This window comes from Robiginitalea sp. SC105 (assembly GCF_014243345.1).
Lineage (GTDB): Bacteria > Bacteroidota > Bacteroidia > Flavobacteriales > Flavobacteriaceae > Robiginitalea.
The window spans coordinates 53,888-75,473 of sequence record NZ_JACLZF010000002.1; the positions used below are offsets into that span (position 1 = coordinate 53,888).

At 54.3% G+C, this 21,586-nt stretch carries 13 protein-coding genes; 6 read left to right on the plus strand and 7 right to left on the minus strand.

Annotation, left to right across the window (positions count from 1 at the left end; genetic code table 11):
* Window positions 1–10: 10 nt before the first annotated feature.
* From H7F20_RS09335 to H7F20_RS09345, 3 genes are read right to left on the minus strand one after another with little or no spacing between them, the layout of a single operon-like run.
* Window positions 11–712, minus strand: coding sequence for an L-ribulose-5-phosphate 4-epimerase (locus H7F20_RS09335; protein WP_185785921.1), 702 nt, complete (start codon window positions 710–712; stop codon window positions 11–13).
* Window position 713: 1 nt separating this feature from the next.
* Window positions 714–2,387: a ribulokinase gene (locus H7F20_RS09340; protein ID WP_185785922.1), complete on the minus strand. Its 1,674-nt coding sequence runs from the start codon at window positions 2,385–2,387 to the stop codon at window positions 714–716.
* A 19-nt stretch (window positions 2,388–2,406) separates the two neighbouring features.
* The gene (locus H7F20_RS09345) at window positions 2,407–3,948 is read right to left on the minus strand and encodes an alpha-N-arabinofuranosidase (protein ID WP_185785923.1); all 1,542 of its coding nucleotides are present in this window, start codon (window positions 3,946–3,948) and stop codon (window positions 2,407–2,409) included.
* Between the two features lie 304 nt (window positions 3,949–4,252).
* Here H7F20_RS09345 and H7F20_RS09350 point away from each other — a divergent pair, with 304 nt between their 5' ends.
* The 3 genes from H7F20_RS09350 to H7F20_RS09360 all read left to right on the plus strand — a co-directional run bounded on the left by H7F20_RS09350 (window position 4,253) and on the right by H7F20_RS09360 (window position 8,800).
* Entirely contained in the window at window positions 4,253–4,948 is a 696-nt protein-coding gene (locus tag H7F20_RS09350; protein WP_185785924.1) for an NUDIX domain-containing protein, read from the plus strand.
* A gap of 104 nt (window positions 4,949–5,052) precedes the next feature.
* Window positions 5,053–7,779, plus strand: coding sequence for a glycoside hydrolase family 2 protein (locus H7F20_RS09355; protein WP_185785925.1), 2,727 nt, complete (start codon window positions 5,053–5,055; stop codon window positions 7,777–7,779).
* 286 nt (window positions 7,780–8,065) lie between these two features.
* Window positions 8,066–8,800 (plus strand): slipin family protein, encoded by a 735-nt coding sequence (locus H7F20_RS09360; protein ID WP_185785926.1) that lies wholly within the window; start codon window positions 8,066–8,068, stop codon window positions 8,798–8,800.
* A 4-nt stretch (window positions 8,801–8,804) separates the two neighbouring features.
* Here the strand turns inward: H7F20_RS09360 and H7F20_RS09365 are convergent, their stop codons facing one another.
* The 3 genes from H7F20_RS09365 to H7F20_RS09375 all read right to left on the minus strand — a co-directional run bounded on the left by H7F20_RS09365 (window position 8,805) and on the right by H7F20_RS09375 (window position 11,565).
* Window positions 8,805–9,767 carry an amidohydrolase family protein gene (locus tag H7F20_RS09365; RefSeq protein WP_185785927.1) on the minus strand — a complete coding sequence of 321 codons (963 nt, stop codon included), beginning with the start codon at window positions 9,765–9,767 and terminating at the stop codon, window positions 8,805–8,807.
* An 18-nt stretch (window positions 9,768–9,785) separates the two neighbouring features.
* The gene (locus H7F20_RS09370; protein ID WP_185785928.1) at window positions 9,786–10,673 is read right to left on the minus strand and encodes a dienelactone hydrolase family protein; all 888 of its coding nucleotides are present in this window, start codon (window positions 10,671–10,673) and stop codon (window positions 9,786–9,788) included.
* A gap of 475 nt (window positions 10,674–11,148) precedes the next feature.
* Complete coding sequence (locus H7F20_RS09375; protein ID WP_185785929.1) at window positions 11,149–11,565, minus strand: DUF3052 domain-containing protein; 417 nt, start codon at window positions 11,563–11,565, stop codon at window positions 11,149–11,151.
* Window positions 11,566–11,959: 394 nt separating this feature from the next.
* On the opposite strand from H7F20_RS09375, the gene H7F20_RS09380 reads away from it, so the two are divergent.
* Both H7F20_RS09380 and H7F20_RS09385 read left to right on the plus strand, forming a co-directional pair.
* Window positions 11,960–13,765, plus strand: coding sequence for an adenylate/guanylate cyclase domain-containing protein (locus H7F20_RS09380; RefSeq protein WP_185785930.1), 1,806 nt, complete (start codon window positions 11,960–11,962; stop codon window positions 13,763–13,765).
* Between the two features lie 166 nt (window positions 13,766–13,931).
* Window positions 13,932–14,546, plus strand: a complete 615-nt coding sequence (locus tag H7F20_RS09385; protein ID WP_185785931.1) for an HD domain-containing protein — start codon at window positions 13,932–13,934, stop codon at window positions 14,544–14,546.
* Between the two features lie 9 nt (window positions 14,547–14,555).
* On the opposite strand, the gene H7F20_RS09390 is transcribed toward H7F20_RS09385, so the two are convergent.
* Window positions 14,556–15,203 carry a Pycsar system effector family protein gene (locus H7F20_RS09390; RefSeq protein WP_185785932.1) on the minus strand — a complete coding sequence of 216 codons (648 nt, stop codon included), beginning with the start codon at window positions 15,201–15,203 and terminating at the stop codon, window positions 14,556–14,558.
* A 539-nt stretch (window positions 15,204–15,742) separates the two neighbouring features.
* On the opposite strand from H7F20_RS09390, the gene H7F20_RS09395 reads away from it, so the two are divergent.
* A complete protein-coding gene (locus H7F20_RS09395; RefSeq protein WP_185785933.1) occupies window positions 15,743–21,568 on the plus strand; it encodes a S8 family peptidase in 5,826 nt (1,941 codons plus the stop codon).
* Window positions 21,569–21,586 lie beyond the last annotated feature (18 nt).

The following is a 21,586-nucleotide window of genomic DNA, read 5'->3' on the forward strand; positions in this document are numbered from 1 at the left end:
CCATTCTGTTTTATTGGCCGTAATAGGCGTCCTTACCGTGTTTCCGGTTATAGTGTTTTGCGATCAGGGTGTCTTTCATCCGATCTGCCCCCGGGTTGATCTGCAGGGTCAGGTAGGCCATTTGTGCCACGGTTTCAAGCACCCTGCTGTTGTAAACGGCCTGCGCTGCATCTTTTCCCCAGCAAAAAGGCCCGTGGTTCCCGACCAGGACCATCTGGACTTCTTCGGGAGAAAGCTTCCGGGATTCGAAGCAATCCCGTATCTGTATCCCCGTATTGTGTTCGTAGTCCCCCTCGATGAGGGAGTCGGCCATGGGGGGTGCGCAGGGAATGTCATGGGTCAGGTGGTCCGCATGCGTGGTCCCCAGCAGGGGGATGTCCCGCTGTGCCTGTGCCCAGGCTACCGAGTAGAGGGCGTGGGTATGGGCGATGCCCCCGATCCCCTCCCATTGCCTGTAGAGGTAGGAGTGGGTCCGGGTATCGGAGGAGGGGCGGAGCTTTCCTTCCACCACCTGGTTTTCAAAATCAAGGACTACCATATCCTCCGCCCGCAATTCGCTATAGGGGACCCCGCTGGGTTTGATGGCGAAAACCCCTTGCTGCCGGTCGGCCGCACTGACGTTGCCGAAGGTTTGGATGACCAGGCCCAGGGCGTTGAGTTCCATGTTGGCCTGGTAACATGCTTCTTTTAAAGCGGTATATGCAGATGCCATTTCAATCGGATTTTGTTAAGGTTGCGGCGAATGCACCCAGCCGGTCATATTGTTCCATGTACGGTTGGAGGGCTTCGGATTCCCCGGGCCTGGGGTGGTATTCCTTTTCGATGGGACTACCCATTTTGGCGGCTGCTGCAGGGACATCCGGATAGATCCCCGCCGCCACAGCCGCGTAAATAGCTGCTCCCAGGGCCGGGGCCTGGTCGGATGCGGCAACGGCCACGGGCCTGCCGAGTACATCGGCCAGCGTTTGCATGACAAAATGGGATTTGCGCGCCACCCCGCCAATGCCGATTACCGAACGGATGGCAACGCCCTCTTCCTCAAAGCGGTCCACGATTTTTTTGGACCCGAAACAAATGGCAAGAACCAGGGCTTTGAAGATATGCGGGGCTTTTGTGCCAAGGGAAAGGTTGGCCAGGGCGCTTTTCAGTTCCTGGTTGGCATCCGGGGTCCTGCGCCCGTTGATCCAGTCCAGGGCCACCGGCAGGCTTTCGGACCAGGGGATGCTTGCGGCGGCTGCCGTGAGTTCCGGGATCAGGCGGCTTTCGATGTCGGCCCTCAGGGCGTCCCGTTTCGAGGCGTCGAGTTCGGGGGAATTGTACACCAGGTTTTCCAATGGCCAGTTGAGTACATCGCGGAACCAGGCCAAAAGGTCACCGAAGGCGGATTGTCCCGCCTCCAGACCGGTCCTGCCCGGGATGACCGAGCCATCCACCTGCCCGCAAATCCCGCGGACCGTTTGTTCGCCCAGTTCCTTGTTTTGGGAAACCAGGATGTCGCAGGTGGAGGTGCCCATGACCCGGACCAGCGTGTGGTCGTCTATCCGGGCGCCCACGGCTCCTGCATGGGCGTCGAATGTGCCGACGGCTACCACTGTATCCGTGGTCAGACCCAGCCTCCGGGCCCATGTCGCGCTGAGTCGGCCGGCCGGCTGGTCGGAGGTAAAGGTTCCCGAATACAACCGCCCCCGGAGCTCCCCCAGGTAGGGGTGGAGGCGTGAAAGGAACCCGGCGGGGGGCAGTCCCCCCCAGGACGGGTGCCACATGGCCTTGTGCCCGGCCGCACACCGGCTTCTCTTAAAAGCCATCAGATCGGTGCCCCCGGTCAGCAGGTGGGTCATCAGATCGCAGTGCTCCATCCAGGACCACGCCGCTTTCCGGACCCCGGTATCTTCCCGGGCGACATGCAGGATCTTGGCCCAGAACCATTCCGAGGAATAGATGCCGCCCACATACCGGGTGTAGTCCGGACCATTGCCGCTGCGCGCCAGCACATTGATTTCCTCTGCTTCCGAAATGGCCGTGTGGTCCTTCCATAGGACCATCATGGCATTGGGGTTTTCCTCAAACCCCGGTTCCAGCGCCAGCGGGTTCCCCTCCCGAGTAACAGGCACCGGGGAGGAGCCCGTGGTATCGATACAGATGCCCCGGATGGCGGCAGGGTCCACATTGCTTTTTTCCAACACCTCCCGGATAGTGGATTCCAGCCCCTCGATATGGTCCAGGGGATGTTGCCGGAATCGGTTGGCTGCCGGGTCGCAATACTTTCCGGCTGCCCAACGCGGGTAGGCAAAGACGGCAGAAGCCTTTTCAGACCCGTCGGCCGTATCGATCAGGACGGCGCGGACCGAGTCCGTTCCGTAATCCAGGCCGATGACATACTGCTCCATCTTATCCGTTTAAGTAACCTTAATCCTCAGAAAGCACCACTACCGAAAACGGGGGGAGTTCCATGGTCAGCATCCCGTTGCGTACCCGGAAGTCGCTGAAATCCGACGGCCGGACCTTGTCGGGATTGTCAAAGGTGTTGTGGTCCTGCAGGTTGCCCGATTGCAGGATCTTACCCGTAAGGTTGCCGGATGACACGCCTTTCAGGTCTATGGATACCGGGTGGGATTGGCCGGCGTCGATATTCACCAGGGAAATATGCACCTTGCCCGCGGGGTCCCGGGAGGCCGACACGGACAGGGCCGGTAATTTTTCCCCGGCTACTTCGTACTCCGGCGAATCCAGAGTTACCGGCAACAGGGCCGCGTCCTGGTGCACCTTGTACATATGCATCACATGGTAGGTGGGGGTCAGGAGCATTTTTTCGCCTTCGGTGAGGATGACGGCCTGCAGCACGTTGACGGTCTGGGCCAGGTTGGCCATTTTCACCCTGCGGGCATTGTTGTTGAAGATGTTGAGCACCAGGCCGGCAATCATTGCATCGCGCATGGTGTTTTGCTGGTAGAGGAAGCCGGGGTTGGTGCCGTCGATCACGTCATACCAGCCGCCCCACTCGTCCACCACCAGGTCCACCCGGCCTTCCGGGTCGTATTTGTCCATGATGGCCACATGCTTTTCGATGAGTTCCTGCATCCGCCAGGAGCGTTCCATGGTCTGGAAATACTGCTCCTCCGTAAAATCCACCGACGAACTCTTGGCATTCCAGTCAATCACCGAGTAATGGTGCAGGGCAACCCCCTGCAGCAGGCGGGCCGGTACATTTTTCATCAGCACCTCCGTCCAGTTGTAATCGTCGTCGCTGGCCCCGGAGGCAATTTTGTAGACCCCGCCCTCAATGCCGCTGTTGGAAAGGAAGGTGGCGTATTTGCGGTATTCATCCGCATAGTATTCCGGGCGCATGTTGCCTCCGCAGCCCCAGGCTTCATTGCCAATCCCCCAGTATTTTACCTTCCAGGGTTCATCCCTGCCGTTCTGGCGCCGGAGGTCCGACATGGGGCTTTTGCCGTCAAAGTTGGTGTACTGTACCCAATCTGCCAGTTCCTGTACGGTCCCGCTGCCCACATTGCCCGTAATATAGGGGTCTGTGTCCAGGAGCTCGCAGAGGTTCAGGAAGTCGTGGGTGCCAAAACTGTTGTCCTCGGTAACCCCGCCCCACCAGGTATTGACGATGGTGGGCCGCTCCTCCTTCGGGCCAATGCCGTCCTTCCAGTGGTAGGTGTCGGCAAAACAGCCGCCGGGCCAGCGGAGGTTTGGGATGGACAATTCGCGCAGGGCCGCGACGATATCGCTGCGGATCCCGTCCGTATTGGGGATCGGGCTGCCTTCGCCCACGTAGAATCCCTCATAGATACAGCGGCCCAGGTGTTCGGCGAAGTGGCCGTAGATGTGCCTGCTGATGGTTTCCGGGTTTTCGGGTTGGGCAATGCTGACCGGGGTTGCCTGCTGTCCTATGGCGGCGGGCCCCAATACCAGCAGCATCAAAAAAATCTTGAATCGGAACATGATTAGGTGTTTTGAAGTTGAACGTGTATTAAGGTGAACGTGTATTAAAGACAATAAAGGCCGTGGTGCAGACACGGCCCTTATCAATTAACTAAAACTCAAAACTAATTCAAACAGCACCGGGATTTGAGGACCCGGGAACACATAAGTGTTTTTTGTACATTTCTAAGATAGTAATTCTCCCGAATTATTCAAAAAAAGATTTTAAAATACATTTTTTAACAAATGGGAAAAAAAATGGTACTTTTTCCGTGGAATCAACAAAGAAATTTTCGGCCTGGTCACGGGCCTTATCGGATCGGGAATGGATTTAAATCACTATAGGGAAGAGGACAAGGTCCTGCTGGCTGTTGACTGTATCATTTTTGGTTTCGACAAACACCACCTGAGGATCCTGCTGATCAAGCGGAATTTTGAACCGGAATCAGGGAAATGGTCGCTGATCGGTGGCTTCATGAAACGGGAGGAGGACCTCGACCAGGCGGCGGTCCGCGTGCTCGAGGCCCTTACCGGACTCCGGGATATTTACATGGAGCAATTGCAGGCCTATAGCAAGGTGGACCGGGACCCCGGGGAGCGCACCATTTCCGTGGCCTATTATGCACTGATCGATGTGGATTCGCACCAGTTTGACGGTCCGCGCCTGGAAACGGCCCAGTGGTTTAAGCTCTCCGAAGCGCCAGACCTGATCTTTGACCACAACGACATGGTCGAGAAAGCAGTGGCACGCCTGAGGAGGCGCGCACTGAAAAGGCCCATCGGCTTTGAGTTGCTGCCCGAGAAATTTACCATGCGCCAGCTCCAAACCCTCTACGAGTCCATCCTGGACAAAAAACTGGACAAGCGGAATTTTGTGAACAAGATCAATTCCCTGGACGTGCTCATCAAACTGGACGAAAAAGACATGACGGTGGCGCGAAAGGGCGCCTACCTCTACACGTTCGATAAAGAGAAGTACGACCGCAAAGTGGCCGAGGAAGGTTTTAATTTTAAAATCTGATGACGCCTGGTCCGCAATAAACGGACGAAGGCTGTCTGGTCCGGTATTTTATCTATAAATTTTAAAGCGATTATCGAAAAGTGAACCTAGCCATATTTCCTTCCATGAAGCTAAAGTTGTACCTGCCCATCCTGATCCTGGCCCTGTCCGTGGTCCCTGCCCATTCCCAAACCGGGGAAATCCCGCTCCCCGAACACCCGCGTCCGGACTGGCACCGGCCGGACTGGGTGAACCTGAACGGGACCTGGGAATTTACCTTTGACCCCAAAAACAAGGGCATGGAGGCCGGATGGGCTTCCGGGAACACAGGCTTTGACCGGGAAATTACCGTGCCCTTTCCCTGGGGCTCGGCTTTGTCCGGAGTGGAGGATGCTGCGGATATCGGCTGGTACCGGAGGACCATCCGGGTAGACCCCACCTGGAAAAACCGGCGGGTTTACCTGATCATCGGGGCGAGCGACTGGGAGACCACGGTCTGGCTGGATGGCAAGCGCGTTGGTTCCCACCAGGGCGGGTATGTCCCCATCGAACTCGAACTGACCCGGCACCTGAAGCCCGGGGAGGCCCAGCAACTGGTCATCCGCGCCGATGATACCCGTCGGGATTTTACGCTTTACGGGAAACAGGGGTACGGAAATGCCCGGGGGATCTGGCAAACGGTCTACCTGGAGGCCCGGGGCGGGCAGTACCTGGAGGCCCTGCGGCTCGAGCCGGACATCGACCGGTCCCAGGTGGCAGCCACCGCGGTCCTGCCGGCCCCTGCAACAGATACCACCGAGGTCGCCCTGGTGATAGCTACCCCCCAGGGACCCCTGCAGGCCACAATTACCATCCCCGCAGGGGAATCCCGTCAATCCCTGCGCATCGATATGCCGGATGCCCGCCTCTGGACCCTGGACGACCCCTATCTCTACGAGGTGGCGGCGACCCTGGGGGACGACCGGGTAGGCACTTATTTCGGGATGCGGAAGATCTCCGTGGCCAACCTGCCGGGGACGGAATACCCTTACATTGCCCTGAACGGCAAACCCGTCTACCTGCAGTTGGCGCTCGACCAGTCCTACCACCCGGAAGGGTTCTACACCTTCCCGAGCGATGCGTTCATGCGGGAGGAAATCGAGCGGTCCAAGGCGATCGGCCTGAACGGGATCCGCATCCATATCAAGGTGGAGGTGCCCCGAAAGCTCTATTGGGCGGATAAGCTGGGCCTGCTGGTCATGGCAGACCTTCCCAACAGCTGGGGCAGCCCGGATGCGGCCATGCAGGCGGAATCCGAATATACGCTACGGCGGATGATCGACCGGGACTTCAATCACCCGGCCATTTTCTCCTGGATTGTTTTCAACGAGACCTGGGGCCTGACCCGGGACGGGAAATATACCCGGGATACCCAGAACTGGGTAGCCTCAATGTACTACCTGGCGAAGTCCCTGGACACCACCCGCCTGGCCGAGGACAATTCCATATGCTGTGGCTACGGGCATACGGAAACCGATATCAATTCCTGGCACCAGTACCTGCCAGGATACAAATGGGACGAACACCTGCGGGAAATCACCGAAAACACTTATCCGGGGAGCCCGTACCATTTTGAAGACGGCTTCCGGCAGGGGAATCAGCCCCTTTTGAATTCCGAATGCGGCAATGTATGGGGCTATGACGGCAGCACGGGCGATGTGGACTGGAGCTGGGACTACCACAAGATGATGAACGCCTTCCGCACTTATCCGAAGGTGGCCGGCTGGCTCTATACGGAGCACCACGACGTGGTCAACGAATGGAATGGCTACTGGCGGTTTGACCGGAGTGAGAAGGAAACGGGCATGGGCGAGCTGGTGCCGGGAATGGGCCTCCGGGACCTGCATGCAGGCATTTACCTCTCCACCGGGCAGGAGATCAGCCGGGAAGTCACAGCCGGCTCGCAGGTGGAGGTCCCCCTTTTCCTATCCGATATGTCCGGCCGGGATTTAGGGGGGCCATTGACCCTTAGGTATACCCTTACCATGACCAATCCGCTGGGGCAAAACCGGGAAGCCCTGTCCGGCAGCCTGGAAGTGGCGCATACACCCTGGATGCAGGCATCCCTGGACCCCCTCGGGATACAGGTGCCCGGGGAAAATGGCCTCGGGCTGCTGGCCTTTGAGGTGGCGGGCCCGGATGGCACTGTACTCAGCCGGAATTTCATGCACCTGATCGTAGAAGGCGGGACCGAACCGGCGGGTGTCCGGAGGATCACCCAAAAGCCCGGTGCCTGGACCGCCGCGGACTGGAGCGGGAAGGTCTGGGAGGTGCTGGAGGGCCGGAAGGCCAACGGCGCCGGTTCGGGGTATTTTGAATATACTTTTGAGTTGCCTGCCGGTCCGGCTGCGGGGGATTCCGCCTACTTCCTGGCGGAGCTTTCGGCTAAGGAATTCTTTGTGAAGGACCGGGAGAATTATGAGGCCGACCAGGATTTTATGAAGGGCTCCCGGGTGGCGCCGAGCAGCAACCCGAATTCCTACCCCATGACCGATGAGGTGTTGTTCCCCTCCCGCATTCGCGTGGAAGTAAACGGGGAAGCCGTCGACACCCTGACGCTGCCGGACGACCCGGCCGACCACCGGGGGGTGCTGTCCTGGCACTACCAGCTTCGGGACGGAAAACTCCGGGAGGCCGGCTCTTACGGCTTCCTGGTACAGGTGCCCATCCCGGCAGAGGCGCTGCGCAGGGCCAGGGCAACCGACCGGAAGGTCCGGATCACCCTGCAGACCGAAGGGGAGGGGGGAATTGCCGTTTACGGCGCGGGCTTTGGCCGCTATCCGCTGGATCCGACCCTGGTGATTGCGGATTAGCAGGTCCTTTAGGGATTTTGCCTGCGACCTGGCGGGACCGCTCTGCTGGCGCCTGGCTCGTTTGACCAGGCCAGTGGGCCAGGCTTTTGGCATCAGGCCAGTTTGACGCGGCTGCTGGCACCAAAAATTTAACGAACCGGATTGGGCTTGCATTTCGGCATCCGGCAACTTCGGCGTAAATTAGGGAGTACTGGATCTTCAAGGCCGGGACCCGCGTTTTCCGGGAGCCCCCGGTATCGTAATTCTATTCCATTTTCTCCTGCATAACCCCTTAAAACAAGAAGCTATGAACCCTTTATTCTTTTTTGCAGTCCTGCTGCTGGTTTTTATCCTTTCCGGGATCCGCATTGTCTATGAATACAAGCGCGCCCTGAAATTCCGGTTCGGGAAGTACGTTAAGACCCTCAACCCCGGCCTCCGCTGGATCATCCCCCTGGTGGAAACCATCCAGAAGGTGGACATCCGGGTAATTACCATCAATATTGTATCCCAGGAAGTAATGACCGAAGACAACGTGCCCTGCAGCATCGACGGGGTGGTCTTCTTCCGGATCAACGACCCCGAAAAGGCCGTACTGGAAGTGGAGGAGTACAACTTCGCCATCACCCAGTTGTCCCAGGCCGCCCTGCGGGATGTCTGCGGGAAGGTCGAACTGGATACCATCCTTTCCAAACGGGAGGAGATGGGGAACAACATCAAGATAACCGTGGAAAAGGAAACCTCCGGTTGGGGGATTGATATCATCGATGTCAAGATCAAGGATATCCAGCTGCCGGAGAACATGCGCCGGATGATGGCCAACCAGGCCGAGGCAGAACGGTCCCGCAGGGCCCGGGTCATACTTGCCCAGGCAGAGGAACAGGCAGCCGGCGCGCTCTTGAGGGCCGGGAAGATGATCGATGATTCCCCGTCCGCCATCAAGCTGCGCCTCTACCAGACGCTTTCAAATATCGCGGCGGAAAAGAACTCTACCATCCTGTTCCCGTTCCCGGAAGAGGCGATCCACCGGAGCGCGAAATAAACCATCATTCCCGGGTCAGTTCCTTGTGAAGGGCGATTTCCTCGGGGGTCAGGTTCAGGAATGCAGCCGCGTTGTTGTAAAAGATATCCGCCTTTTGCTCCGCACTCAGGAAGGGGGCACTGTTGACGTTTTCCATGGCCTGGTCAAAAGTCCCCATGAAAACCATCTGGTCAGTGCCGTACATGATGCGATTCCCGAACCCGGCATCCACCAGGCCCTGCAGGTAGGCGTGGAATTCAGCCCGGGGCAGGGCCCAGCTGATCACCCCGATATCCACATAGAGTTGCGGGTGTACGTAGAGCAATGCCTTCATGTCCTCCAGGTAGGGCCATCCCGCATGCATGATATAGATGCGGAGTCCGGGATGTGCGAGCAACGCGTTTTCGATTTGCATGGGGTTGGCGTTGGCGGCCCGGATACCCGGATAAGCGCCCGAGTACAGCCCTCCCGGGGGGCCGCCCGGGTAAATGTGGTAGCCCACCGGGATGTCCAGGGTTTCCGCCAGCTCAAAGTAGGGGTCCAGGGCCGGGTCGTCCGCCAGTTGCTGCCCGTAATACTGGGACATTTCGGCCATTACCTGCAGCTTCCCCTCCCTGGCAAGCCGGCGCAGGTCTTCCGGGTCGCCGGTGCCGAGCCCGCCCAGGATTCGGTCCGGGTCTTCGGCCTGCCAGTCTGGATTGTAATTGACCATTGCCTTGACGATCCGGTGTTCGCGCATTTTTTCAAAAGTCCATTCCTTGTGGGCCTCCAGGCCTGCCGGTGTCTGGTATTGCAGGCCGGTGAGTGGGTTTGTGAACGATAGCCCGAAGAGCGGCTGGGGCTCCTGGTAGGCGTGGACATGCATATCGATGACCGGGCCGTCGTAAGGTGCGCTTTGGGCCGATAGCATGCAGGGGGCCATACAGGCAACCAGGAGATACCCCAGGGCATCGGGAAACTTATTTAAAAGGCTTCGTAAAATCTCCATGGGATTTGCGGCATGAGCTTATTTCAGGTGCTGGTTGAAAAAGTTGACCGTCCGCTGCCACGCGAGCTTGGCCGCTTCTTCGTCGTACCGGGGGGTCGTGTCGTTGTGGAAGCCGTGGTTTACATTCGGGTAGAAATGGACGGCATATTGCTTCTCGCTGGCCTGGAGGGCCGCCTCGTAGGCTGGCCAGCCGGAATTGACCCGCTCATCCAGCCCCGCGTACTGCAGCAAGAGGGGCGCCTGGATTTCCGGTACCAGCTCGGCATCCGGCTGGCCCCCGTAAAACGGTACGGCAGCCCCCAGGTCCGGGAGGCGGACTGCCATCATGTTCGAGATCCAACCCCCGAAGCAAAAGCCGACGACCCCGACCTTGCCGGTACAAAGTTCGTGGGATTTCAGGTACCTGAACCCCATGATAAAGTCTTCCAGCATTTTATACCGGTCCCGTTCCCGCTGCAGGGCACGCCCGTCATCGTCGTTGCCCGGGTAGCCACCCAAAGGGGTGAGGGCATCCGGGGCCAGGGCGATATAGCCTTCGAGAGCTGCCCGCCTGCAAACATCCTCGATATAGGGGTTGAGCCCCCGGTTCTCATGGACCACCACGATCCCCGGGAGATTGGCGTTGACTTCGGCCGGCATGGCCAGCAGGCCTTTGATGGTGCCGCCCCCCTCGGGGGACTGGTAGGTGATATATTCGGTTTTCAACCGGGGGTCGTCCTGGGAAACCTGTAGTTTGTTCTTGTAATCCGGCATGATAAAGCTCAGCAGGGACATCACTGTAATCCCCCCGACCGCATAGGTGGAGAGTTTGTCCATAAACTGGCGGCGGCTGAGTTGGTTGTGGGCATAGGCGTCATAGAGGTCAAAGACTTCCTGGCTGATGTCTTCTTTGCGTAATTTTTTCATGTGTTCCTGGTTATTAGGGTATTGATTTCCAAAAGATAGTACAAAAAAACGGGTTTCCCGGGGCCGGGATGGGTAGCCGAAGGGGATTTTGGCAGGGGATGGGACGGGTCGGTCACCCAAAACATCCACAACCCCGATTTTACAGGCTAAATCCCTGACCCTTATTTTGTTGAAGCCATTTACCCCAAAAGCAAACAGGCACCTCTTTCGTCCGAAAAAGCAAAATGCGGCAAGGGATTCTGTTTACCCTTGTGGAACCGAAATCCAGGGAATGACCAGGGTGCCCGGGCCGGGTTACCAGGCAAGTCCGCGAATATTCTAGATGCAACGCGGTACCCTTGGATTTTTTTATTCATGGCGGGGACGGTTTGTCCGCGGCCTTCCCTGATTATCTACGACCCGTTTATTGGGCATACGACCAGTCTCGGGGCCCGCTGCCAGTTCCTGCCGGATTCTTCCTTCTGACCTGGCCCCGTCACCTGTTTTTAATGGGGATCACAAATTTGTGCCCGCTCCATATCGCATCGACCGATGCCACCTTCACATCCACCAGCCCGGCTGCCTGCCCGGCCCGCAACACATCGAACTTATCGATTTCGGATGCCAGCCCGGAAGCCTTTTTGGGCCAGCTGATCCACAGCATGCCGCTTTTTTCCAGCACCGGTACGGATACCTCAAGCCCGCTTTCCAGCCCTGCAAAGGTCTGGGCGAACAGATGGATGAAATCAATTTTCCCCGGGCCGGGGGATGTGGAAATCCTGAGGTCCGGCAGTTCGCGAAAAAATGAATGGTAGGGCCCGGGCGGGTTCAGTACCAGGATGCGCATCCCATCCTTCAGCCCCAGTTTTCGGGCCAGCGGCGTGCCAGAATAGCCTGATTTGTCGAGCGCCATGTACATCTATTCGATGAATTATACAAACGTCCGATTAATGCAACAGACGTCCAGCTAAAATAGGGCAATTTACCTGTTGCCAGCCCTATTGGGATATCGGGATTTTCCCTGTAGGTTATCCCGGGTGTCCTGCATGCCCCACAGAGATTTTTGACACTTTTACCCCGGACAGTTTAGGAACTTGAGATTTATTCCTAATTTTAAAACCATGAAAGCCAACAGAGCACGCCAAATTGGGATCAGGTGGTCCATCTGTCTGTTGCTGTGTTGCACACTCTTCCCCCTGGTTTGCGCTTCACAGGACCAGATTAATAAGATAGGTTCGGATCCACTGCAGGGGCAGGAACGAACAAGTACTGCCGAAGTAGATTCCCTGCTGAACCAAGCCCAGGATTTGTGGTTAACGAATCCCGACTCATCCATTACCCTGGCCATCCGGGCCCTTGACTTGTCAAATGTCATCGATTATGAGATCGGCAAGGCAAAAGGGTTTAAAAGCATAGGGGTCGTGAACTATTACAGGAGTAATTTCAGCGAAGCGCTGGATTATTTCAACCGTTCCCTGCTGGTCTACGAAAAGGAGAATGATACCCTGGGGATCAGCAATATCCAAAGCAATATCGGGTCGGTCTATCAAACTACCGGGGATGATCCTAATGCGCTTAAATTATTCATGGAATCCCTCAGGAATGCAGAAATCGTCAATGACTCACTGCGCATCGGGACGGCCTATGTGAATATTGGCACGGTTTACAAGAATGACGATTTGACCTATGACCAGGCGATTGAAAATTTCGATAAGTCCATACGCTACTTTGAAGGAATTAATTATGGCCGGGGGCTGGCTTCAGCCTATGTAAATATCGGGGAACTTTTTCTGGCTCAGGAAGACCCTGAATCCGCCCTGCCTTACCTGAATGATGCCCTGGAGCGCTTCAGGGAAGTTGGCTTCGACCCGGCGACCCCCCTGAACCTCATTGGTGCCGCCTACCTCAAAATGGAGGACTTTGCCAATGCAGAGGATTTTTACAGGCAGGCGCTGGCATCTTCTGTTGAAAAAGAGACAAAACTGGAAGAGGCCAAGGCATATCTCGGCATCGGAAACGTCGCTTTGCAACGACAAAACCCTGCTCTTGCGGTCAGTAGTTTTAACAGTGGGCTGGAAATCGCTCAGGATGCGCAACTGCTCCGGGAAATCAGTGACGCCTATTTGGGGCTCTCAAGAGCTTATGCGCTGCAGAACGATTACGGGAATGCCTATGAGATGCAGCAAAAGCACAATGAGGCCGAGGATTCCCTCCGCAACAGTAAATATGCGGAAGAGATGTCTCAACTCCGGACCGTTTTTGACCTGGAGCGCAGGGAGCAGGAGAATGAACTCCTCAATACCCAAAACAAGCTTTACGAAGTGCAGATCGAGGAGGAAACCCGTGCCAAGAATTTACTGCTCATTATCCTGGGGCTCTTCCTGGCGATCATTGCCGGTTTTATTTTCCAGTATTTCTACATTAAGAGGACTAACCGCCGCCTCGCCATTGAACGCAACCGTTCGGATGAGATTCTCCTGAACATCCTCCCTGAGGAGGCGGCCGCGGAACTCAAGGAAAAAGGCCATGTGCGTACCAAGGAATTTGAAGAAATAACGGTGCTGTTTACCGATTTCAGGGCATTCTCGGTCATTGCGGAGCGGGTTTCAGCGGAGATGCTGGTGAAAAGCGTGGATTATTACTTCAAGAATTTCGATGCCATCATGGATAAATACGGCATCGAAAAGATCAAGACCATCGGGGATGCCTATATGTGTGCAGGCGGCATTCCCACGCCTAATACCACCAACGCCGAGGACGCCTTCAATGCAGCCCGGGAAATTGTCGCATTCACCAATGAAACCGAGTGGAACCCGCCCAAGGGTATCTATCCCTTCGAGATCCGCGTTGGGTTGAATACGGGGCCTGTCGTGGCCGGGGTGGTAGGGACCAAAAAGTTTGCCTATGACATTTGGGGGAATACGGTGAATATCGCTTCGCGCATGGAATCGAGCTCGGAGGTAGGTCGGATTAACGTTTCCGAAAACACCTACCAGAAGCTAAAGGATTCACACCGCTTTTCGTACCGGGGTGAAATTGAAGTTAAAAACGGCATGTTCCTGCGTATGTACTTCGCAGATCTGGAGCAGGAGGCGGAACCCGCAAATGTTTAAATTATGATGGTATTTCTGACAAAAATTTCTATATTGACTCCGAATTAAATGGATTTTCCAGCAGGTTTTGAAAACCGCCATAGTGAGATTCAACCGAAGCGTGCAATAAAAAACACTTCAAAAAGTTATAATATAGCGGAATTCTGTTCCGACGTTAAACCTACCTATGGAGCTGGTTAATCGTAGTTTATATCCCGATATCTGCCACCGCATCCTGGACGAACTGGACAAGAAACTTCCAGGTTACCTGACGTACCATTGCCTCGATCATACGATCGATGTAGCCAATGTGTGCGAACATTACATTGAGTATTACATGATTTCCAAACGCATTGCACGGCTCATTCGCATTGCGGCAGTGTCCCATGATTATGGCTATATATATAGCCCCAAGGAGCATGAAGAACGCAGTATAAAGGAAATTGTGCCACAGCTCAAGGATTCCTGTTCGGAGCGTGAGATTTTCCTGATATCGGGGATGATCCGGGCAACCAAGGTGCCCCAGGAGCCCAAGAATATATATGAAGAGATTATGGCCGATGCCGACCTGGATTACCTGGGCCGTTCGGACTACGATACATTAAGTACCGGTCTGTACAAGGAATTTATGCATTTTGGGGTTGTGAAAAACGAGTGTGACTGGTTGGACGTGCAGATCCGGTTCCTTGACAATCACAGGTACCATACGGACTGGGCAATAAGAAATCGCAAAGCCAGCAAACTGCAAGTTCTGGAAATGCTCAAGAACAAGGCAGGTACTGCCTCCTCAAAGGCCTCTTAACCCGCCATACTACAGAATAACATTTTCGACGATTATCAGGATTACGCCGAGCGACATGGGTATGAAGCTGTATACCAGGTTCCGGACGGATTTATTCACGGTGCTGAATTTCTTGGTGGCGATCAGCGAATTCACGTAGATCTGCTGGCCCAGTTGCCCATATAGCGATTCATCGTCATTCAGCAAATCGGCAAATTTCTTGGCGAAGGAACGGCTATCCCCATAGGCGGTGACCACATCGTGGAAAAAGAACATATTCTTGTCGAATTTCGTCTCAATCTGGGGCAGGAAGCACTTGAAGCTGAAGTAGATGGACCTTGCCACGAAGAAGATGAATATCACTATAACGGCGACCACGAAATTGCTGACTTCCAGCATCGCCTCGAAGGGGGAGGTCCCCACTTCCAGGAATACCCCGAACAACAGCCCGTAAAAAGAAATGATAAGACCGGCCTTGACCTCTGAGGTCCGGTTCAGCCCCACAATATACTCAATGGTATTCCAGTAAACATCAATTTTATCCTCAGCAGATAGGATATCACCCTCCCGTTTCTTTTCGACCGGTTCCTCCATTGCGGCCGCTTTCTTGGATGGCCCCTCTGCGTCCGATCGGCTATCGGCAGTATCGCCGGAATGTTGCTTGGTTGTTTCCTTCATTTGTTGGGAATGATCTCTGCCCGGCTAAAGTTAACAATAAATGTTTGACAGGGACACCGGATTGTAGGTTTAACGGCAGATTTCATGGCTATCCCGTTGTCATTCATCAGGCTGATCTGGTTAATCATACCTCAAAACTTACCGATTATCCTGTTTTATTAACCATTTGTAAATAATTGACCAAAATCAGTAAACTTTGCCATATCTTCGTTTAGATTTACCTGTTATTAACCATTGAAAAACAGGTTTTTACGACATAATTCAAAGCATTCTCCCCGAATCGCAAGAATTAACCTACAGCCTCTTAAAGAGGATGCGTCAACCAATTCTGTGATTCTATGAAAAATTTCTACCCGAACATCAAATTCTGTCTGTTTCTATTTGCATTACTGCTGACAGGTTTTCAGACTATTTCTGCCCAAGATTGGGAAACTACCGGGGCCTCCGATAATTGGGAAAGTGCCGCTGCCTGGAGATGCCTTTCGGGCAACTGCGGCAACCGGAACTTCCCAAATACGGATATCCGGGGCACCATTAACATGAGGCATACCATAAATTATTTGGGAAACCCGCCGATCAATATCCGGAATAATGGTTCTCTGATCATCACGGGTGCCACCTTCAATAACAGCAGCAACCTTAATGTACAGTCTGGGGGTACCTTCCAGGCATCCGGCGCCATTGTTGAAATTGGTCCGGGGGTGCTTAATGTGGATGGAGCCTTCTCAGCGACCAATTCCGTTATCACCAAGGACGGCAATGTCAATAATAATGTGGGAATTGCGTTATCGAATGCCTGCTTTACCTTAACCACCGGCAATTTCGTCAACAATGCCCCTCTCACGGGGAGTGGAGGTATTAAGGTACTAGCCGGGAACATTAATAACTTTAGTGTCTGGGAAGAGAGTGTGCTCTACTTTTATGCCAACAACAGCAGCGGCCTTACTTTCCCTCCTAGCACGGCGGCAGAAGTGGATGAAACCTGCGCCTGTGCGCTTAGCAACGTCGGGCAGACAGCGCCCAGCCTCATTGCGGATGCCCCCACGGCATTTTGCGCGGATGACACCTTACCGGCCTTTTCTTCATTTAGTTCGGATTCCGCACCTACGGGCACTGCCCTTGTATGGAGCGCAAACCCGGATCTCCTGGCCACCGGCGACCACATTACCGACCTGACTTCTCTGGTGCCCGGTGCGGGGACGTACTACGCCTTCTTTTATGACTCGGCGAACAATTGCGCGAGCCCGCCGGCCTCAGTGACCGTTTCGGTAAATTCCGCAATTACCGTTTCTGTGAACAGCGAATCCATCTATGAGGGCCAAACCGTTACCCTCACAGCAGTTCCAGAGGGGGGCGATGGGAATTATAGTTACTCCTGGAGCCCCGGCGGAGCCACCACACAGAGCATTGACGTGACTCCCGAAACAACCACGGAATATACAGTAACCGTTACCGATGGTTATATTACCACCCCGGGTGCCGAGTGCAGTGCGCAGGGCACGGCAACCGTCACCGTGGACCCGACCATAACTGTTGCGGTGTCCATTGTATACCCGACTGAAAACGACAATGAAGCCCTTTGCGTGGGCCGGGAACAGACTGCGACTCTTACGGCTACCCCGAGTGGCGGAAATGGAAACTATAGTTATTTATGGAGTCCCGGTGGAGCCGAGACCCAGAGCATTACGGTAAGCCCGGATATCAACACCGAGTATACGGTAACAGTCACGGATAACTTTGCTTTCACGGCCGGGGCTGCCCCCAGCGGTGAGGGCAGTGGCACGGTAATCGTGGACAATTGCGATATCACGGATTCAAGCGATGACCGCCTGAAAACATTCGAAAACCTGACCATGATCCTCAGGGAACTGTCGGATTCCTATGGTGCCGCGGGTTATGTGGTGCCGGAGGTGCTGGTGATAACTGCAGATGATAAAATTCAGGTAGACATTACCATAAATGATTACACTGCCTTCATTGCTTTTCTGGGAACCCTGCCAAGCCCTAATCCGATAGGCGATTTGAATATTGTATATGACCCTGCTGGCCTTCAATTAACGGCCTCCGGATTGGTAAGGATCAGTGACCTTCCCGCTTTTGATATCGAGCCTTCCATAAATCGCGTAAGTGAGGTAGTGGCTCTAAGGGGAGCTGATTTTATAAGTGCGGCGGATACCCAGGGGGATTTTGCACAGGGATCGTTTGCAGCTCGTCTCGGTTGGGATCTGTTTGGTAACGGTTTCGGTATTGCTGTGATATCCGATAGTTACAACAACCTCTTTGCCGCAGCCAATGATGTTGCGAATGGCGACCTGCCCGGCGCTGGCAACCCGAATGGACTTACCACGCCTGTTTCCGTCGATTTGGAATTCCCCGGCGGCGGAAGCGACGAAGGGAGGGCCATGGCGCAAATCGCCCATGACGTGGCCCCCGGTGCCGAGCTCTTTTTCAGGACCGGCTTTTTGGGGGAATATAATTTTGCGGCGAATATCGATCTGTTCGCAGCCGACCCGGATGTGGACTGGATCGTCGATGACCTGACGTATCTCAAGGAACCCTTTTTCAGTGACGGTTATATAGCACTGGCAGCGGATGCGGCTGTGGCAGCAGGCAAGAAATATGTGGTATCCGCGGGAAATTTTGGGGATCGCTCGTACGAATTCGAATTTACGGCTGCCCCCAGCCCGAATGAAAACAGGCACCAGTTCGACGATGATTTCCTGATGGACCTCAATGACCTCCCGGTTGGATTTTATGCAGTCGTCCTGCAATGGGATGATAACTATTACTCCCTGGGGGAAGGCGGGGCCCTGTATGACGTGGATATGTACCTGACGGATGCCGTCGGCAATAAGCAGGACGGCGACAACGTGGTGAATACCGGGGTCGATCCCATCGAGGTCCTGTATTTTAATGTGAACACAGCTGGGGCGGATACGCACCTCATGATTGAATATGCCCCCGGTAGTACGCCCGTACCGGCCGGCACCAAGATGAAATTTATCTTTTTCCGGGCGGGAGGCCAGCTCCAGATCAATACGGTGCCCGCAATGAATGCTTCAACAATCGTAGGGCATGCCAATGCGACAGACGCCATTACCGTTGGGGCCGTACGTTATGATTTCACCCCCAATTTCGGGGTTGCAGGCGGATTACCCATCCCCCAGCAATCATCTTCCCTGGGAGGTACCTGGACAAATGATGGGGTGCGGAACAAACCGGACCTGATGGCGCCTACCGGCGTGGATACCTCTGTGGATCTCGGGGGAGTCGGGGATACGGATGGATCCGGGTTCCCTAACTTTTTTGGGACATCCGCTTCGGCCCCTCACGTGGCTGCAGCCGCGGTTCTCGTGGAAGAAGCCATTAATAAGTTTTTGAAGGACGCTTCCGGTGCCTTCCTGCCAGGAATCGATCCGAATGTATACAATGCCAAAAACCTGTTGTTATCGAACACGGTTCCCATGACAAATGATTTTGGGGGGTACGACTTCAAAAACGGGAGCGGGTTTATTTCGGTAAATGCCGCCATTGGCTCCTTTGCAAACCCCATCCCTTCCTTTGTGGCAGATGCACCCTTTAAGGATTTGGACGGGACGACTCCCTACTCCGGGGACGGTTCCGTGCCCTCCTATGTGATTATTGACGGGGAGTACTTCGTGGATGCAACCCAGGTCTTTTACAGGGGTGAAGTTCTTGATACAAACTCAAATCTGGTGGACCCCGCTACGGGAGAACCTGTAGATATAACTACTTTGACTTCGGATGACGAAAATACCTATACGGTTTTGGACGAGAATACCATCTTGTTGTATCTCGGCGCCTTTATCGGGGACCCCGCCATATACGTTTATACGCCTCCCGGTGCCCTGACCAATGGTACGGATGGTGGTACTTCGGATACTGAAAACCTGCTGGATATTCCATCCACCTCGATTATCATTAAACCCGATCAGGTTACGCGCCTTTACGGGCAGGACAATCCGGAATTTACTTTTACCATTTATGAACCCGGCACAGGCGGTGAGATCGGGGCCGAAATCACCAACACAGCTATACTTGATTTATTCGCTGATGTAACGTTGTTCGATTATAGTTACACGACGTTGGCAACGCCCACTTCGAATGTCGGGAATTACAATGTCAACCTGACGATTAATTCGATCGATCCCGGATTGTCGGAATTGTTCAATATTGAATTGCAGAGCGGAACGATATTCATAAATCCCATGCCGGTTACCATTGAGGCAGTCTTTGCGGGCGGGGTAACCACGCTGCAATACGGTGATCCCATCCCGGATATCGAGTTTGTCTATAACTACGGGGACGCGACCACCAATGATGATGACCCGGTAGCTTCGATCCAGTCTGAATTTGCAGCCAGCCATACCAACGGATTCAACCTGGTCAACGGGTTCAGCCTGGTGAACGGCTTTAACCTGGTGAATGGCTTTAACCTGGTCAACGGCTTTAACCTGGTCAACAATGAACCCTTCATTAATGGGTTTTCACTGGTGAACCGATCCTTCTTTGTGTCGGAAACCACAGAAAGCGCAGCCATTGAATCCGAGCTGACCAATGGCTTTAACCTGGTCAACGGCTTCAGTCTGGTAAATGGGTTTAGCCTGGTCAATGGCTTTAACCTGGTTAACAGCGAATCCTCGACCTATAACGACCCTGTCAAGGTAATCCCGATTTCTTCGAATTTGTTTATACAAGTAGAAGCAGATGAAACGGCTGATAATGCGGATATTTCAACTTTTGGCACAGATGACTTTTACAGTTATAACCCAGAACCCCTGGATTCACAGTCCAACGGCTTTAATCTGGTGAACGGTTTCAGTCTTGTCAATGGCGATGATCAGATCATCAATGGCTTTTCGCTTGTAAACGGCTTTAACCTGGTCAATGGCTTCAGCCTGGTGAATGGGGAACCAACGGATCCGGTAGATTCAAATGGCTTCAACCTGGTCAATGGGTTTAATTTGGTGAATGCCGAGAATACCACCAATTTCTTGAGCACTTCAAATGGCTTTAACCTGGTCAACGGCTTCAATCTGGTCAATGGCTTCAACCTGGTCAATGGCTTCAACCTGGTCAACGGCTTTAACCTGGTCAATGGGTTTAACCTGGTCAATGGCTTCAGCCTGGTCAATGCGGATGGTTCCACCAACGGCTTTAGCCTGGTGAACAGCGATCCATCCTCCGGAACGGGATCGGATGGTCCTACAGCAATTGACCAACCCCTGTTCCTGCTGAATGATGTGGATAGTTATTTGAGCAATGTGGAAGGAGCACCTCTTAAACTAAAGGCGATTACGGTCCTCACTGGATTGCATGTCGGGGAACATGCCATCGTGCCTCCGGCCATTTTGTTCCCGAGTGATCCCACCGCACCTAGTCCGCAGAATTACAGGGTCTTCACCAACACGACGCTTTATACGATCACACCGATAGGACTGGATGTTCAGGTTAATGATGCGGTAATTACAGCAGGAGATCCGACGCCTACAGACTTTACCACGACCATTACAGGTCTGGCACTGGCTGATGCGGAACCTCAAATATCGTATAGCCTCTATAACGAAGCTGACACGGAGCGGCTGACTGACCTGTCCGGCGAGGCCGTATTGCCTGCCGGTGTCTATGACATTGTTCCGAATCTTGAGGGCGCCATCCCACTGGATAACTACGATCCGGTGACCATTACCGAAGGCAAATTATACGTCAACGGACTTGTGAGTTGTAGTGAACGGGTAACGCCTACTGATATCTGCAAAGAGGATCTCGGTGGAGGCGTCGTTAGGTTGCAATTCACTTGGGATAATCCTTCGCCTTATACATTATACATACCCTTTGGTTCCCCTCAGAACAAGTTTAAGACCAAGGGTAGTATTGCCTTCCTGGAGGGAAGTGAAGAACCACCTTCGGTATTTCCGGCAGGTTCTTCCGGTACCTTCTCCATCATTACATCCGGGGACGGCGTTCAGTGGGAGGTAATTTCTACAGGCTGTAACAGTGCGGCCAAATCTCCAACCGGAACCAATGCGAACCCCTGTTCAACGGCCTTTACGACCGACCTGGACAGCTTTGACACCGAAACGGAGCAGCCGGAACCCCTGGGGATGGTATCGCCCAACCCGGTTTCCGATTACCTGAACCTGTACGTGGGAGATATGGAAGGACCGCTCACCGTTATCGTTTACGACCAGGTGGGCCGGGCGATCATGCAGCGCAACTACAATGTTCTCTCAGGCATGACCCAGGTGGAACTCGATATCGTGAACCTGAACCCCGGAACCTACTTTATCAGTATGGACCGGACGAATGCCGAAGACTCCGTATTCCAGATCATCAAACAGTAACCCTGGGATAACGGCAGG